Origin of the sequence: Asanoa sp. NPDC049573 (genome assembly GCF_040676615.1) — a bacterium.
Lineage (GTDB): Bacteria > Actinomycetota > Actinomycetes > Mycobacteriales > Micromonosporaceae > Asanoa.
On sequence record NZ_JBFAPI010000001.1, the window covers coordinates 366,394 to 381,014 of the forward strand.

The 14,621-nt window shown below is 70.4% G+C and carries 13 protein-coding genes; 10 read left to right on the forward strand and 3 right to left on the reverse strand.

The genetic code is table 11. From position 1 onward, the window contains the following. The first annotated feature begins 64 nt into the window (after positions 1-64). From AB0J74_RS01740 to AB0J74_RS01760, 5 genes are all read left to right on the forward strand, one after another. Positions 65-1,303, forward strand: a complete 1,239-nt coding sequence (locus AB0J74_RS01740) for an ABC transporter substrate-binding protein (RefSeq protein ID WP_363443187.1) — start codon at positions 65-67, stop codon at positions 1,301-1,303. Continuing rightward, positions 1,300-2,250 carry a sugar ABC transporter permease gene (locus AB0J74_RS01745; RefSeq protein ID WP_363443189.1) on the forward strand — a complete coding sequence of 317 codons (951 nt, stop codon included), beginning with the start codon at positions 1,300-1,302 and terminating at the stop codon, positions 2,248-2,250. The genes AB0J74_RS01740 and AB0J74_RS01745 overlap by 4 nt, the downstream gene beginning before the upstream one ends. After that, positions 2,250-3,104, forward strand: a complete 855-nt coding sequence (locus tag AB0J74_RS01750) for a carbohydrate ABC transporter permease (RefSeq protein ID WP_363443191.1) — start codon at positions 2,250-2,252, stop codon at positions 3,102-3,104. Before AB0J74_RS01745 ends, AB0J74_RS01750 begins: the two co-directional genes overlap by 1 nt. 11 nt (positions 3,105-3,115) lie before the next feature. Then, on the forward strand, positions 3,116-4,315 hold the full coding sequence (ugpC, locus tag AB0J74_RS01755) for a sn-glycerol-3-phosphate ABC transporter ATP-binding protein UgpC (RefSeq protein WP_363443193.1): 1,200 nt from the start codon (positions 3,116-3,118) through the stop codon (positions 4,313-4,315). A gap of 199 nt (positions 4,316-4,514) precedes the next feature. Then, complete coding sequence (locus AB0J74_RS01760; protein WP_363443195.1) at positions 4,515-5,447, forward strand: hypothetical protein; 933 nt, start codon at positions 4,515-4,517, stop codon at positions 5,445-5,447. Positions 5,448-5,450: 3 nt separating this feature from the next. Here the strand turns inward: AB0J74_RS01760 and AB0J74_RS01765 are convergent, their stop codons facing one another. Continuing rightward, complete coding sequence (locus tag AB0J74_RS01765) at positions 5,451-6,290, reverse strand: endonuclease/exonuclease/phosphatase family protein (protein WP_363443197.1); 840 nt, start codon at positions 6,288-6,290, stop codon at positions 5,451-5,453. Between AB0J74_RS01765 and AB0J74_RS01770 the strand changes: the two genes are divergently transcribed. Genes AB0J74_RS01770 through AB0J74_RS01785 form a run of 4 tightly spaced genes read left to right on the forward strand, consistent with a single transcriptional unit; the run spans position 6,291 to position 10,162 of the window. Beyond that, positions 6,291-7,589 carry a cytochrome P450 gene (locus AB0J74_RS01770; RefSeq protein WP_363443199.1) on the forward strand — a complete coding sequence of 433 codons (1,299 nt, stop codon included), beginning with the start codon at positions 6,291-6,293 and terminating at the stop codon, positions 7,587-7,589. It abuts the gene before it with no gap. Continuing rightward, positions 7,586-8,479, forward strand: coding sequence for an alpha/beta hydrolase (locus tag AB0J74_RS01775; RefSeq protein ID WP_363443201.1), 894 nt, complete (start codon positions 7,586-7,588; stop codon positions 8,477-8,479). Before AB0J74_RS01770 ends, AB0J74_RS01775 begins: the two co-directional genes overlap by 4 nt. Continuing rightward, positions 8,466-9,281 carry an SDR family NAD(P)-dependent oxidoreductase gene (locus AB0J74_RS01780; RefSeq protein ID WP_363443203.1) on the forward strand — a complete coding sequence of 272 codons (816 nt, stop codon included), beginning with the start codon at positions 8,466-8,468 and terminating at the stop codon, positions 9,279-9,281. The genes AB0J74_RS01775 and AB0J74_RS01780 overlap by 14 nt, the downstream gene beginning before the upstream one ends. After that, positions 9,278-10,162 (forward strand): transposase, encoded by an 885-nt coding sequence (locus AB0J74_RS01785; protein WP_363443205.1) that lies wholly within the window; start codon positions 9,278-9,280, stop codon positions 10,160-10,162. Before AB0J74_RS01780 ends, AB0J74_RS01785 begins: the two co-directional genes overlap by 4 nt. Here the strand turns inward: AB0J74_RS01785 and AB0J74_RS01790 are convergent. Together AB0J74_RS01790 and AB0J74_RS01795 are read right to left on the reverse strand one after the other, a co-directional pair. Beyond that, positions 10,137-10,976, reverse strand: coding sequence for a hypothetical protein (locus AB0J74_RS01790; RefSeq protein ID WP_363443207.1), 840 nt, complete (start codon positions 10,974-10,976; stop codon positions 10,137-10,139). The two genes, AB0J74_RS01785 and AB0J74_RS01790, sit on opposite strands and share 26 nt — an antisense overlap. A gap of 157 nt (positions 10,977-11,133) precedes the next feature. Further along, positions 11,134-12,957: an anthranilate synthase family protein gene (locus AB0J74_RS01795; RefSeq protein ID WP_363443209.1), complete on the reverse strand. Its 1,824-nt coding sequence runs from the start codon at positions 12,955-12,957 to the stop codon at positions 11,134-11,136. A 205-nt stretch (positions 12,958-13,162) separates the two neighbouring features. Here AB0J74_RS01795 and AB0J74_RS01800 point away from each other — a divergent pair, with 205 nt between their 5' ends. Continuing rightward, the gene (locus AB0J74_RS01800; protein WP_363443211.1) at positions 13,163-14,503 is read left to right on the forward strand and encodes an FGGY family carbohydrate kinase; all 1,341 of its coding nucleotides are present in this window, start codon (positions 13,163-13,165) and stop codon (positions 14,501-14,503) included. Positions 14,504-14,621: the final 118 nt, after the last annotated feature.

Genomic DNA, 14,621 nt, shown 5'->3' on the forward strand with positions numbered 1-14,621 from the left:
GCGGGAACGGAGGTCGGATATGGCGGAACGATCTCGAGGACCGGGACGGCGGCGACGGCGAGGGGTGGCCGCGCTCGCGGCGTTCACGCTCCTGGCGCCGGGGGTCGCCGCGTGCGGCGGGGCCGACGACGGCGGCGTACCGGTGATCAACGTCTATTACGCGCCGGAGGAGAACTTCCAGAAGGTCGTCGACGACTGCAACCAGCAGGCGCAGGGGAAATACCGGATCGCCTACCAGGTGCTGCCGCGCGGCGCCGACGAGCAACGGGTGCAGATGGTGCGCCGGCTCGCCGCCGAGGACGACGGCATGGACGTGCTCGGGCTCGACGTGACCTGGACGGCCGAGTTCGCCAGTGCCAAGTGGATCAGGGAGTGGACCGGGGCGCAGCGGGACGAGGCGTCCAAGGGCACCCTTCAGCAGCCGCTCGAGTCGGCGTCCTACGAGGGCAAGCTCTACGCCGCGCCGAAGAACACCAACACGCAGCTCCTCTGGTATCGCAGCGACCTGGTGCCCAACCCACCCAAGACGTGGGACGAGATGATCCAGATGTCGCAGGACCTCAAGAGCCAGGGCAAGCCCTACGAGATCGACACCATGGGCGCACAGTACGAGGGCCTGGTGGTGCTCTACAACAACATGGTCGCCAGCGACGGGGGCAAGATCCTCAGCGACGACGGCAACAAGGTCGAGTTCGACGACGGTGCCGTCAAGGCGCTGGGCACGCTGCAGAAGTTCGCTTCGGCCGGCGTCACCAACCCCTCGTTCACCAACACCCAGGAAGACGCCGCCCGGCTGCAGTTCCAGGGTGGCAGCGGCGCGTTCCAGCTCAACTACCCGTTCGTCTGGCCGGCGCTGCAGGAGGGCGCGCCCGACCTGAAAGACAAGGTCAAGTGGGCGCGCTACCCGGGCATCGACGCCAACACGCCGAGCAAGGTGACCGTCGGCGGCTACAACCTGGCCGTTTCGAAATACACGAAGCACCCCGACGAGTCGTTCGCCGCGGCGCTGTGCCTGCGCTCGCCGGAGCACCAACTCTTCTCCGCGATCAACGACGGCGTGCCGCCGACCATCGAGTCGGTCTACTCCGACCCGCAGATGGACAAGGCCTATCCGTTCAAGGCCGACATCCTGGCCCAGGTCAAGGACGGCGCCAACCGGCCGATCACCCCGGCCTACCAGAACGTGTCCACGGTGCTCTCGGCGACGCTGTCGCCGCCCGCCGACATCCGGCCGGACCAGGACGCCAAGGACCTGCGCGGCTCGATCCAGGACGCGCTCGAGTCGAAGGGTGTGCTGCCATGACGGCCGAGACCGCCGAGAAACCCACCACCCATCGGGTACGCCCGGAGAGGAAGGCCAGGGCCCGGCTCAGCGAGGGCAAGAAGGCGGAGCGGAAGCTCGGCTGGCTGCTCTGCGCGCCGGCGGCGATCGTGATGCTCGCGGTCACCGCGTACCCCATCCTCTATTCGGTCTGGCTCTCCTTCCAGCGCTTCGACCTCAAGTTTCCCGACCAGCGCGAGTTCATCGGGCTGGGCAACTACATCACCGTGCTGAGCAACCAGTACTGGTGGACCGCGTTCGGCGTCACCGCGCTGATCACTGTGGTCACCGTCGCGGTCGAACTCGTGCTCGGCATGGCGCTGGCCTGGATCATGTTCCGCACGCTGGTCGCCCGCGGGCTCGTCCGCACCGCGGCGCTGATCCCCTATGGCATCGTCACGGTGGTCGCCGCGTTCTCGTGGAAATACGCGTGGACGCCCGACACCGGCTATCTCGCGAAGCTGTTCACCGACGGCGCGCCGCTGACCGAGCGGGCCAGTTCGCTGGCGATCATCATGCTGGCCGAGATCTGGAAGACCACGCCGTTCATGGCGCTGCTGCTGATGGCCGGCCTGGCCCTGGTGCCCGACGACCTGCTCAAGGCCGCGTCGATGGACGGCGCCTCCGGCTGGCAGCGGTTCACCAAGGTGATGCTGCCGGTGATGAAGCCGGCGATCCTGGTCGCGCTGCTGTTCCGTACCCTCGACGCCTTCCGGGTGTTCGACAACATCTATGTGTTGACCGCCGGCGCCAACAACACCTCGTCGGTGTCGATGCTGGCCTACAACAACCTGATCCGCGGGCTCAACCTGGGCATCGGGTCGACCATGTCGGTGCTGATCTTCATCGCGGTCGCCATCATCGCGTTCGTCTTCGTGAAGCTCTTCGGCACCGCCGCACCCGGCAGCAGCGACGAAGGGAGGCGCTGATGGCTGTCATCGACCAGTCGGCTGGTGCGCAGAGCCGCCTCAAGAACTGGCGCTGGGGCGTTCTCGACGTGATCGTGATCGTCTTCGCGCTGATTCCGGTGCTCTGGATCGCGTCGCTGTCGTTCAAGACGCCGGCCACGATCACCGACGGCAATTTCATACCGCGGGAATGGACGCTGGAGAACTACCGGAACATCTTCAACACCGACCAGTTCGTCCGCGCCTTGATCAACTCGATCGGCATCGGGCTGATCTCCACGATCGTGGCCGTGGTGCTGGGCACGATGGCCGCGTACGCGATCGCCCGGCTGGATTTCCCGGGTAAGGGGCTCTTGATCGGCATCTCGCTGCTGATCGCCATGTTCCCCCAGGTGTCGCTGGTCTCGCCGCTGTTCGAGATCGAGCGGAGCATCGGCCTGTTCGACACCTGGCCCGGCCTGATCCTGCCCTACATCACGTTCGGGTTGCCGCTGGCGATCTATACGCTCTCGGCGTTCTTCCGGCAGATCCCGTGGGACCTGGAGAAGGCGGCCAAGATGGACGGCGCCACGCAGGGTGAGGCGTTCCGCCGGGTGATCGCCCCGCTGGCCATGCCGGGCATCTTCACCACGGCGATCCTGGTCTTCATCTTCTGCTGGAACGACTTCCTGTTCGCGATCTCGCTGACCTCGACCGAGCGTTCCCGCACGGTCCCGGCGGCCTTGTCGTTCTTCCAGGGCGCCTCCCAGTTCGAGGACCCGACCGGCGCCATCTGCGCGGCGGCCGCGGTCATCACCATCCCGATCATCCTGTTCGTGCTGTTCTTCCAGCGCCGCATCGTCTCCGGCCTCACCTCGGGCGCCGTGAAGGGTTAGGGGCTTTCATCGTGGCTGACATCGTTCTGGACAAGGTGACCAAGGCGTTCCCCGACGGCACGCTCGCGGTCCAGGAGTTCAACCTGGAAATCGCCGACGGGGAGTTCGTGATCCTGGTCGGCCCCTCGGGTTGCGGCAAGTCGACAACCTTGAACATGATCGCCGGTCTGGAAGACATCACGTCCGGCGAGTTGCGCATCGACGGCAACGTGGTCAACGACAAGGCACCGCGCGACCGCGACATCGCGATGGTCTTCCAGTCGTACGCCCTGTATCCCAACATGACCGTCCGCGAGAACATGGCGTTCCCGCTGAAGCTGGCCAAGCTGTCCAAGGAGGAGATCGACCGCAAGGTCGACGAGGCGGCGAAGGTGCTGGAGCTGACCGCGCTGCTGGACCGCAAGCCGGCCAACCTCTCGGGTGGCCAACGCCAGCGGGTGGCGATGGGCCGGGCGATCGTCCGGTCGCCCAAGGCCTTCCTGATGGACGAGCCGCTGTCCAACCTGGACGCCAAACTGCGGGTGCAGATGCGCACAGTAGTTTCCCGCCTGCAGAAGAAGCTGGGCACGACCACGGTCTACGTGACCCACGACCAGACCGAGGCGATGACCCTCGGCGACCGGGTCGTGATCATGCGGGCCGGCGCGATCCAACAGGTGGGCGAGCCGCAGCACCTCTACGACCACCCCAACAACCTGTTCGTGGCCGGGTTCATCGGCTCGCCCTCGATGAACTTCCTGGTCGCGTCCGTCGCTGACGGAAAGCTGCGGACGGCCCTTGGTGATTTCCCGCTGGGCTCGCGAATCCGCGACTCACTCGGCGATCACTCCGGCGACCTGATCGTCGGCATCCGCCCCGAGCACTTCGAAGACGCGTCCCTGATCGAAGACTCGATCCGCCAGCGCGGCGTCGAGTTCGAGGCGCCCGCTGATCTCGTCGAGTCGATGGGCTCCGACAAGTACGTCTATTTCACCGTCGAGGGCGAGAAGGCGAGCGCGGCGGAGCTGGAGGAGTTGGCGGCCGACGTGGGCAGCAGCGACCTACCGGCGAGCGGCTCCAACCTGGTGTGCCGCTTCTCGGCCGAGTCGCGCGTCAAGGAAGGCGACACCGCCCGCGTCTGGATCAACCTCGACAAAATCCACCTCTTCGACCCGTCAACGGGCCGCAACATCACTCTCCACGAGGGCAGGTCGTCCGGCGTGACCGCCTAGCCCCTTGCGCTGCACCCATATACGCACCACTTGAACGCAGGTTCAGGTGGTGCGTATGTGTGGGGTGGCGGGTTGTCGAAGTCGATCAGTCCGCTTTAGCGGCGCCGGACCCGCGGGCCATCGTCCGCGGCCAGGCCTGAGGAGCTGGCCGGTTGGGCAGGGCGCAACGTTCGGGCATCAAGGCGCTAGGGTATCGGTCATGGCTGATGTTCCCGATCTCTGGGACCTGGCGGCCGACCCGGACAGCCTGGACCGTCTGGAAGCTGCCTGGAAGGCGCAGGTGAAGCAACTCTCGTGGGCCGCGGACACGATCAACGCCGCTGCCAACCGGGTCATCGGTGGCGACTCGTGGGCCGGGGAGACAGCGGACCGTTACGACCAGCATCGGCGCACGTTGGTGAAAGACCTCGACGACTGTGCCGAGCTCGCCGGCAAAGTCGCCCGGGCCATCGGCGGGAGCGCCGAGGTGCTCCGGCACAACCAGGCGTTGCTGACCGCCGAGCGGCAGAAACTCGCGGGGATCCGCTCGGACAATGCCGGCGGGCAGCTCATGTTCTACCCGGCCGACGAGGACGAGACCCGGCAGGTCAATCGGGCGATCCAGGCCGCCAACGAGATCCGCGACCGGGTCAATGAGCGGCTGCTGGCCGACGCGCTGGTGTTCAACTCCGCGCTTACCGAGCTCAACGGCTGGAAGACCACCTATTCCGCCCGAACGTTGCGGATGCTGAACTACAACATCCAGCAGGGTGGCGGCGGAAACAACTGGCTACACCGTGGGCCGGGCACGGATCCCGGTGACTTCGGTGACCTTGCCCAGCGCATGATCGACGGCGATGTGGACGTCGCGACGCTGCAGGAGGTCTTCCGTGGCGGTGCCGAAGAGCTCGAACGCGAGTTGAACGAGCGAGCCGCTCCCGGCGAGCACTATGAGGTCCACTTCGGGGAGGCGTCCGACAAATACCAGTGGAGCAACGGCGGTGTTCCCGTGGTCGGCGGTTCCAGCGACTTCGGCAACGCCGTCGTCGTGCGCACCGGCAACGGCGTCTCGAGTGACTTCGACTCGGTGTCGGATCTCGGCCCCGGCGACGAGGGGCGCTCGACCACCAAGGTGCGGGTCAAGCTCGATTAGCCCCTACCAGTCCGACAAGGTCACGTCGACGACCTGTCCGTCGTGGTCGGACGGATCCCGATCCCAGCGCTGAGCTGACGAAGCGCCCACGCCGCGGGGCATCACGAAGTCGATCGGGTGATGGCTGTAGGAGGTTCCGCCCTTGCCGTCGTGGATGTCGCCGGCGTTGACGTCGAAGCCCTGGTCGCCGAACTCCCGGATGGCCTGGGCCGACGAACTCGTGCCCGACGACACCGAGTTGAAGTCGCCGGCCACGACGGTGTTGCCGGCGGTCTGGTCGCCGGCGAGGCCACGGAGTCGGTCGATCTCCGCGGTCTGTTCCGCCGCGTGTGGCCCGGCGTTGCTCAGTTGAGCGCTGAAGACATCCAGCTGGTTGTGTTTCTTCAACATCTCGTCAGCCGCGTCGGCCTCGGTCTTGCGATACAACGCCAGGGCCATCTCCAGCCGCTCGGCGTCGGCGTCGATCGTTTTCGCCATGCCCTGCAACACGGCTCCCATCGCACTCTGCGCCTGGCGCTGAGCGTTGGTGCAGGTCGCGCCCGCGCCCGTGTTGCCGAACGCCCCTGCGCCGCCCGGCAGCAACGGCGACCCGGCCGACGGCGCGCCCGAGAATCCCTGCACGCCCGCGTCGAGCGAACTCTGTGCGCGGCGTACCTCACTGCCGAGATGCGCGAGCTGATCGAAGTCGACCTTGCTGTCCGTCACCTCATCGACCTTAGTCCACGCCAAGCTGTCTCCAAACCCGAAGACATTGGAGACATAGACGAAGCCTTGTGCCCTCAATCGCGCCGGGGCTACCGTGCGGGGGTCGGGTACTGGACGGTACTCCCCTAAGGAGGCCACATGGGCCCTCCCGTCGTACGCCTTCCGAGAGCGGCGCAGACCCTCGGCATGGTGTTGGTCCGGCGCCGTTTTCTGATGTCGCTGCGCGACCGCCACGGTTCGGCCTTCGTGCTCGACGTGCCGCCGTTCGGTAAGACGCTGGTGATCAGCGACCCGGTCATGCTCAAGCAGCTCTTCAGCGCCAGCCCCGAGATCGCCGGGACGCCGCAGCCCAATCTTGGCCGGATGCTCGGCTCCGGCTCGATCTTCGGGCTCGACGGCGAGGAGCATCGGCTGCGCCGCAAGGTGTTGGTGCCGCCGTTCCACGGGCGCCGCATGCAGGCGTACGCCGGTCTGATCGAAGAAGAGTTTCGCAAGGAGGCGAGCACCTGGCCGCTGGGCAAGGAGTTCGAAACCCTCACCCCGTTCATGCGGATCACCCTCAACGTGATCCTGCGCGCGGTGTTCGGCGCCGAGGGCGCGCAGTTCCAGGCCCTGCGCGAGATGCTCCCGGTGTTCGTGACCTACGGCTCGCGGCTGACCGTGCTGCCCGTCAGCGACCGGGGGATCGGCCCGTGGAACCCGTGGCGGAAGTTCCGCGAATACCGCGACCGCTACGACCGCACCGTCCAGACGCTCATCGACCGGGCCCGGGCCGACGAGAAGGCGGGTGAGCGGGACGACATCCTCTCGATGCTCCTGCAGAGCCGCTACGAAGACGGCACCCCGATGTCCGACAAGCACGTCAAGGACGAACTGCTGACCTTGCTGGCCGCCGGGCACGAGACGACCGCGACCACGCTGGCCTGGGCGGTCGAGCGGCTGAGTCGGCATCCGGCACTGTTGAAGCGGCTGGCCGAAGGCGACGAGGACCTGCTCCAGGCCACCATCCTCGAAATCCAGCGGACCCGCCCAGTGGTGATCAACACCGCGCGCAAGGTACGCGGTGACGGCTTGATCATCGGCGACTGGCCCGTGCCGAAGGGGTGGACGGTGCTGGCCGGGATCGACCTGGCGCACACCGACGACACCGTGTTCGAGCACGCGAGCACGTTCGATCCGGACCGGTTCGTCGGCGTCAAGCCGGCCACGTACGCCTGGATTCCCTTCGGTGGCGGCACCCGGCGTTGTGTCGGTGCCGCCTTCGCCAACCTGGAGATGACCGTGGTGCTGCGCACCCTGCTGCGCGAGTTCGACCTCCGCCCGACCGACGCGCCACCCGAGAAGTGGCACTCCCGTGGCGTCGCCTACGCACCGCACAAGGGCGGACGAGTGGTCCTGGACCGCCGCGACAACGACGAGAGGGGAGTGTCCGCGTGAGCGAGGAGCGTTTCGCCGACGTCGGCCGGGGCATCGAGCTGTGCTATGCCGAGGCCGGTGACCCGGCCGGCCGGCCGCTGCTGCTGGTGATGGGGCTCGGTCAGCAGATGATCGCCTGGCCGGACGGTTTCGTCGACCTGCTGGCCGAGCGCGGCTTCCGGGTGATCACCTTCGACAACCGGGACGCGGGGCGTTCGACCCACGCCGACTACCGGCCACCGCCGCTGATGGCGATCCTGCGCAACAGGATCCCGGCCGAGTCCTACAACCTGGGCGACCTGGCCCAGGACACGGTCGGCCTGCTCGACGTGCTGGGCCTGGAGCGGGTGCACATCGCGGGCGTGTCGATGGGCGGGATGATCGCGCAGACGGTGGCCGCCCGGTTCCCGCAGCGGGTCCGCACGCTGACGTCGATCATGTCGACCACCGGCGCCCGTAAGGTCGGCCGCCCGGCCCTGTCGACCTGGATGCTGATGGGTGGCCGGCCGCCGCGGACCCGGGAGGAGGCCGTGACCCGGGCCGTGAAGATGTTCCGGCACATCGGCTCGCACGGCTTCCCGTTCGACGAGGACAGCCTGCGGGCCCGGGCTGGTGCGGCCTGGGACCGGGACCGGTCGGCCGCCGGGCTGGGCCGGCAGCTGACCGCCATCTTCGCGTCCGGCGACCGCACCGAGGAAGTGCGCCGGATCACCGCGCCGACGCTGGTCGTGCACGGCGACCGCGACCGGATGGTGCACCCGAGCGGCGGGCAGGTGACCCATGAGGCGATCGCCGGTTCCCGGTTGGTCGTCATCCCGGGCCTCGGCCACGACTGCCCGGCCGGCGTGTGGCCGCGACTGGTCGACCTGATCGACGAGCACGCACAGGACAGCACCCATGCCCCGGCCTGAGCCGCTGGCCGGCCGCACGGCTGTGATCACCGGCGCCGCGTCCGGGATCGGCCGCGCGCTGGCGCAGCGTCTGTCCGCCGCCGGTTGTCCGGTCGCCATCGCCGACATCGACGAGCGCGGGCTCAAGGAGTCGCTGCCCGGGCCGGTGCTGCGCCGGGTCCTCGACGTGCGCGATGCGGCCGCGGTCAGCGCGTTCGCGGGCGAGGTGCGGTCGTGGGCGCCGGGCCGGATCGGCGCGGTGTTCAACAACGCGGGCGTCGCGATCGGCTCGTCGGTGCTCGGCGCGGTCGCCGAGGACGACGACTGGCTGCACTCGATCAACTTCCAGGGCGTGGTCAACGGCGTGCGCGCGTTCCTGCCGATCCTGGTCGGCCAGGACAGCGGGGCGATGGTCAACACCTCCAGCGTGTACGGCCTGATCGGCGTGCCCAACCAGAGCGCCTACTGCGCCGCCAAGTTCGCCGTCCGCGGCTTCACCGAGGCCCTCCGGCAGGAACTGCGCGGTACCGGGGTGCGGGCGGTGACCGTACACCCGGGCGGGGTGAAGACCAACATCGCGCGCAACGCCCGGTTCCGCGGCGACCCCGAGGGTCGCGGGCGAACCCACGAGCAGATCGCCGCCGAGTTCGACGCGATCGCCCGCACCACGCCCGAGCGCGCCGCCGCGATCATCCACAAGGGAGTCGACCGGGGCAAGGCGCGGATCCTGGTCGGCCCCGACGCCTATCTGGTCGACGGCCTCGCCCGGCTGGCGCCGACGCACTATTTCGACATCATCGCCCGGCTCCGGCGGAGCCGGTGACCGCCCGGCCCGACCCGGTGCGGGAACGGCTGTTGAAGGGCCTGCACCGGGCGATCGAGGAGCGCGGCTACGGCGGCACCACGGTCGCCGACATCGTGCGGCACGCCCGGGCCTCGCGCACCACGTTCTACCAGGTGTTCGCGACCAAGGACGAGTGCCTGCTGGCGCTGATGGAGGCGGCGAACGGCTCGCTGATGCGCCGGATCAGCAACGCCGTCGACCCGGCGGCGCCGTGGCCGGTGCAGACCCGGCAGGCGGTGACTGCCTACATCGGGCACGTCGCGGCGAGCCCGGAACTGTCGCTGTGCTGGATCCGCGAGTTCCCGTCGCTCGGCCCGATCGCCGGTCAGGTCCGCCGCGAGTCGATGAACGCGCTGGCCGACCTGGTGCGGCGGCTGAGCGCCAACGAGCCGTTCCGCCGCGCCGGTCGGGCGCCGCTGACCCGCGAACTGGCCCTGGTCATCCTCGGCGGCCTGCGCGAGCTGACGGCGACCGCCGTGGAGGAGGGCACCGACGTCCGGCAGCTGACCGAAACCGGGGTGGCGGCCGCGGTGGCGTTCCTCGGCGCGGCGCCGCCGGTGCCCGTGGTGGCCCGGCCGACCGGCGACGAGGGTCTGTTGCTGACCGAGGAGCAGTGGGCCCGGATCCGCCCGCTGCTGCCGCCGGCCCGGGCGGCGGTCGGCCGCCCGCCGGCACCGCAGCGCCAGGTGGTCGAGGCGATCGTCTACCGCGACCGCGAAGGCATACCCTGGCGCGACCTGCCGTCGCGGTTCGGCCCCTGGCAGACCGCCTGGAAACGGCACCGCCGCTGGGTCGACGACGGCACCTGGGCGCGGATCAGCGCCGCGATCGGCGCTACGCCGGCGACAGGAACCCGGTGAGCACGACGGTGTCGGGGCCGTAGCGGGCGGCCAGTTCCTGCCGTCGCGCGTCGGTGGCGACGTAGACCTCGACGGTCACCCGGTTGGCCAGCGTGTCGATGCCGGTGCTCAGGACGCCGGGCAACGCCGCCAACTCGGTCTGCACCCGGGTCAGCTCGGCGGTCGTGCGGGCGGCCGGCGCCACGCACAGCGCGCCACCCCAGACCGCGCGCAGCCGGGCCTCGTTACCCGGAAGGTCGTCGGTGAAGAGCGCGTTCAACACCAGCCGCCGCGGATCGTTCTCGCCGCCGTTCTGGTCGATCCACAGGCCGGCCGACACCGGCGACGACGAGGCCAGCGCGATCGCCTGCTGCAAGGCGTCGTCGGTGGCCCTGGCACCGTCGACGACCCGCCACCCGTCGGCTGGCGGCGGGCACGCGCTGGAGAAGTCGCCGGCCGGCTCCGGGCCCGCCTGCCGCGGTGGGCCCGGCGGCTCGGTCAGCGTGAACCGCTTCCCGTCATACGTGCCCACGAGCTCGAACGAGCCCCACCGGGCGCTGCCCACCTCGGAATGCTCGAGCCCGTCCCACGACCACCCGACGATGTCGGGACCACCGCACCGCGGCGGATGGGACAGCGCGACGTTGCGGCAGAGCTGCGGCCCGTGCGAGGCGTCTTCCAGCACCAGCCCCGACGCCCGGAACCGGCCCGGATAGCTCTCGGGCGCGAAGCCCGGGTCGGGCTCGCCCGGATCCGCGCCGACTGGTGTGCCGTCAGGGTCGGCACAGCCGGCCAGCGGGGTGAAGAACAGCCCGACCAGAACGAGCACGAGCACGCGAGGCTTCACACCTACTGCGACGCGGCCGGCGGCGCGCCGGTTCCCTACCGGACAACAGACCGGCCGCTCGACGTCGCGAGCCGGTGGGCCGGGCGGGGGCTCTCGGACCCGCCCAACCCACCGGTGCCACCAGCCGTACCCCGGACGCCGAGGTTTATGCCGACGCGACCGGTGCGAGCACGTGCAGCAGCAGGCCGGTCAGTGCGGCCAGCCCGTCTTCGCTGAGCACCGACTCGGGGTGGAACTGCACGCCGGCGAAGCGCGGCCCGCGCAGCGCGTGCACCGCGCCGCCGGTGGACCGGGCCAGTTCGACCGGGCCGTAGGCGGTGGACAGCGCGTCGGTGGCCGCGGTCGGCGTGAACGTCGAGTAGAAACCCACCCGCGCCGGGGTGCCGAACAGGTCGACCGTCTTCTGCACGCCCTGGTAGGGCGAGCGGCGGCGGTGCATGCCGAGGCCGAGCAGCGACGACAGGATCTGATGGCCGAGGCAGACGCCGAGCAGCGGGCGCCCGTCGACCAGCCGCGCGGTCGCCACGGCACGCATCGCCGCCATCTTCGGCGAGGCCGGATCGGTCGGGTCGCCGGGTCCCGGCCCGGCGATGACCAGGTCGGCGTCGCCCCACGCCGGTGCCGTCCAGGGCAGCACCGACACCCGTAGGCCGAGCGCGCGGAGTTGGTGGGCGAGCATGCCGGTGAAGGTGTCCTCGGCGTCGACCACCACCACCCGGCGACCGGCCAGCGCCGGCACCACCAGGGCGTCCGGCGCGGGGCGGGCGTCGAGCCAGAAGCGGGCCAGATGGTCGTTGCGGGCGGCGAGCGCGGCCAGCACCCGCTCGTCGCCGGCCCGGCTGACCGGCGCGGGCGCGGCGCCGGTGCCCGCCGCCAGGCCGAGCGCGCTGAGGATCCCGGCCGCCTTGGCGTGCGTCTCGGCGACCTCGCCGGCGGTGGTGGAGTGCCGCACCAGGGTCGCGCCGACCGGCACCCGCAGCGCACCGTCGGCCGTGATCTCCGCCGCCCGGATCAGGATCGGGGCATCCAGCGTCTGCCGTCCGTCGTCGTCGTGCCCGAGCAGCGCCAGCACCCCGGCGTAGTAGCGCCGGCCGCGCCGCTCGTGGCGGGCGATCACCCGGCACGCGTTCTCGATCGGGCTGCCGGTCACCGTCGGCGCGAACATCGTCTCGCGCAACACCTCCCGCACGTCGCGGGTGCAGCGGCCGGCGAGCAGGTACTCGGTGTGGGTCAGGTGCGCCATCTCCTTGAGATAGGGCCCGACCACCTGGCCGCCGGTCTCGGCGACGGTGGCCATCATCTTCAGCTCCTCGTCGAGGACCATGTAGAGCTCGTCGATCTCCTTCGGGTCGGCGAGGAAGTCGAGCAGGTCGACGCCGGAGCCGTGCCGGTGCGTCCCGGAGATCGGGTTCATCATCACCAGCCCGTCCTCGACCGAGACGTGCCGCTCCGGCGAGGCGCCGACGATCGTCCGGGCGCCCGTGTGCACCAGGAACGTCCAGTAGGCGCCGCGCTCGTCGAGCAGCAGCCGGCGGTAGGCGGCCAGGGCGGCCGCGACCGGGGAGCCGTCGACCTGGGCGGTGTGCGCGCGGTGGATGACGAAGTTGGCGCCCTCGCCCCGGCCGATCTCGTCGGCGAGCACCCGGGAGACGGTCGCCGCGTACTCGTCGTCGCTGACGTCGAAGCCGCGCGGCCCGCGGGTGCGGACCGGCGCGTCCGGCAGGGCGGCCACGGCCTCCGCCAGCGGCACCCGGTCGTGGGTCTCGATCGACAGGAACTCCAGGGGTACGCCGTCGTCGACGGCGTCGAAGCCGCGCTCGGCGATCTGCCGGTAGGGGACCACGGCCAGGGCCGGGATCGGGAGCTCGGCCAGCGTGGCGACGGTCGCGACCGGGCCGGCGTACACGTCGACGTGGTCGGCGCCGTCGCGGCGGATCAGGGCGAACGGCGCGGAAGGATCGATCTGCATGCGGTTTCCTCGGGCTCTGGGCGGATGCCGTCGAGCGGAAACCGGATGAGCGGGCCGCCTCGAGGGCGGCCGCGTCGATGGTTACGCGCGGGAGTGGGCCGCCGGGTCGGCGGGCCACCACATGCTCAATCGCGCGTGCATGGTGAGCAAGCTACCGGCTGCGCGCCGGATTCGGAAGACGACGTGCGGGGTACGGTGGCGGGCGATGAACGTTCTCGCCCTCGACCTGGGCACCTCTTCGGTGCGCGCGATGGTCTTCGACGACCGGGCCACCGCCCGGCCGGAAGCGCTGGCCCGCCGTGGCTTCGACCTGTCGATCGCCGCCGACGACAGCGGCACGGCCACGCTCGACGCCGACGAATACCTCGCCGCGCTGATCGCCTGCGTCGACGAGCTGGCCAAGGGCGGTCACCTCGACGACATCGGCCTGGTCGCCGCGTCGGCACAGTGGCACTCGGTGCTGCCGGTCGACGCCGCCGGCCGCCCGCTCGGCCCCGTGATCACGTGGCTCGACACCCGGCCGGCCCCGCCCGACGGCGCCACCGGCCCGCTCGACCCGGAGGCCTTCCACCAGCGCACCGGCGCCTGGTGGCACCGGTTCTACTGGACCGTCAAGCTGCCCTGGTTGCGCGCCTCCGGGCTGGCCCCGGCCCGCTACACCGGGCTGGTCGAATACATCCTCACCGAGTTGCTCGGTGCCGCACCGATGTCGGTGTCGCAGGCTTCCGGCACCGGAATGCTCGACCTGGCGACGATGGAGTGGGACGCCGAGGCGCTCGACATCGCCGGCGTCGGCACGGGCCAGCTACCGGAGTTGGCCCCGCTCGGCTGGCAGGGTCGGCTCTGCGCCGAATACGCCCGCCGCTGGCCGCAACTGGCCGGGGCGCGCTGGTCGCCGGCGATCGGCGACGGCGCCGCCTCCAACATCGGGTCCGGTTGCGTCGACGAGAGCCGGGCGGCGGTCACCGTGGGCACCTCGGCCGCGGTCCGCCTGGTCCAGCCGGCGCCGCGCGGCGCGGTCCTGCCGCCGCTGCCGCACCGGCTCTGGCGCTACCGGGTCGACGACCACCGGGTGGTCACCGGCGCCGCCTACTCCGCGGGCGGCAACCTCTTCGCCTGGGCCCGCCGCGAGTTGCGGTTGCCCGACGGCCCGTCGCTCGAGCAGACGCTGGCCGGCATCACGCCCTTCTCGGGGGTACGCGCGGACCCGAGGCTGGGCGGCGACCGCCCGCCGGGTACGGCGCCGGCCGGCTCGGGTGAGCTGCGCGGCATCGGCTTCGGCACCACCGCGGTGGAGATGTTCGCCGGCCTGATGGAGGGCGTCTGCACGATGGTGCTCGGCGACCTGCAGGTGATCGAGTCCACCGTCGACCACCCGGTCGCGGTGACCCTGGGGGGTGGCGCGATCGCCGCCTCGCCCTGGTGGCGACGCGCGTTCGAGTCGACCCTCGCGCCGCGCGAGGTGGCACACGTCGACGACCCCGAGGTGGGCTGCACCGGCGCCGCGCTGGTCGCGCTCGGTCGCGCGGACCAGACTCCCGGGTGACTCGACCGCGCCACGATCACTCTGCGAGGATGGCTCAACCGGACGGACGAGGCACCTCCGCCGGACGGGCGGCTGCTCCCTCCACCTCGCGTTCAAGGTGACCACACTGGGCGGTTGC

What these genes read in the sequence shown, in the direction of transcription:
- AB0J74_RS01760 (WP_363443195.1), top strand. Translation starts at nt 4,515, where the DNA reads ATGGCTGATGTTCCCGATCTCTGGGACCTGGCGGCCGACCCGGACAGC.
- AB0J74_RS01745 (WP_363443189.1), top strand. Translation starts at nt 1,300, where the DNA reads ATGACGGCCGAGACCGCCGAGAAACCCACCACCCATCGGGTACGCCCG.
- AB0J74_RS01770 (WP_363443199.1), top strand. Translation starts at nt 6,291, where the DNA reads ATGGGCCCTCCCGTCGTACGCCTTCCGAGAGCGGCGCAGACCCTCGGC.
- AB0J74_RS01750 (WP_363443191.1), top strand. Translation starts at nt 2,250, where the DNA reads ATGGCTGTCATCGACCAGTCGGCTGGTGCGCAGAGCCGCCTCAAGAAC.
- AB0J74_RS01780 (WP_363443203.1), top strand. Translation starts at nt 8,466, where the DNA reads ATGCCCCGGCCTGAGCCGCTGGCCGGCCGCACGGCTGTGATCACCGGC.
- AB0J74_RS01795 (WP_363443209.1), bottom strand. Translation starts at nt 12,957, where the DNA reads ATGCAGATCGATCCTTCCGCGCCGTTCGCCCTGATCCGCCGCGACGGC.
- AB0J74_RS01800 (WP_363443211.1), top strand. Translation starts at nt 13,163, where the DNA reads ATGAACGTTCTCGCCCTCGACCTGGGCACCTCTTCGGTGCGCGCGATG.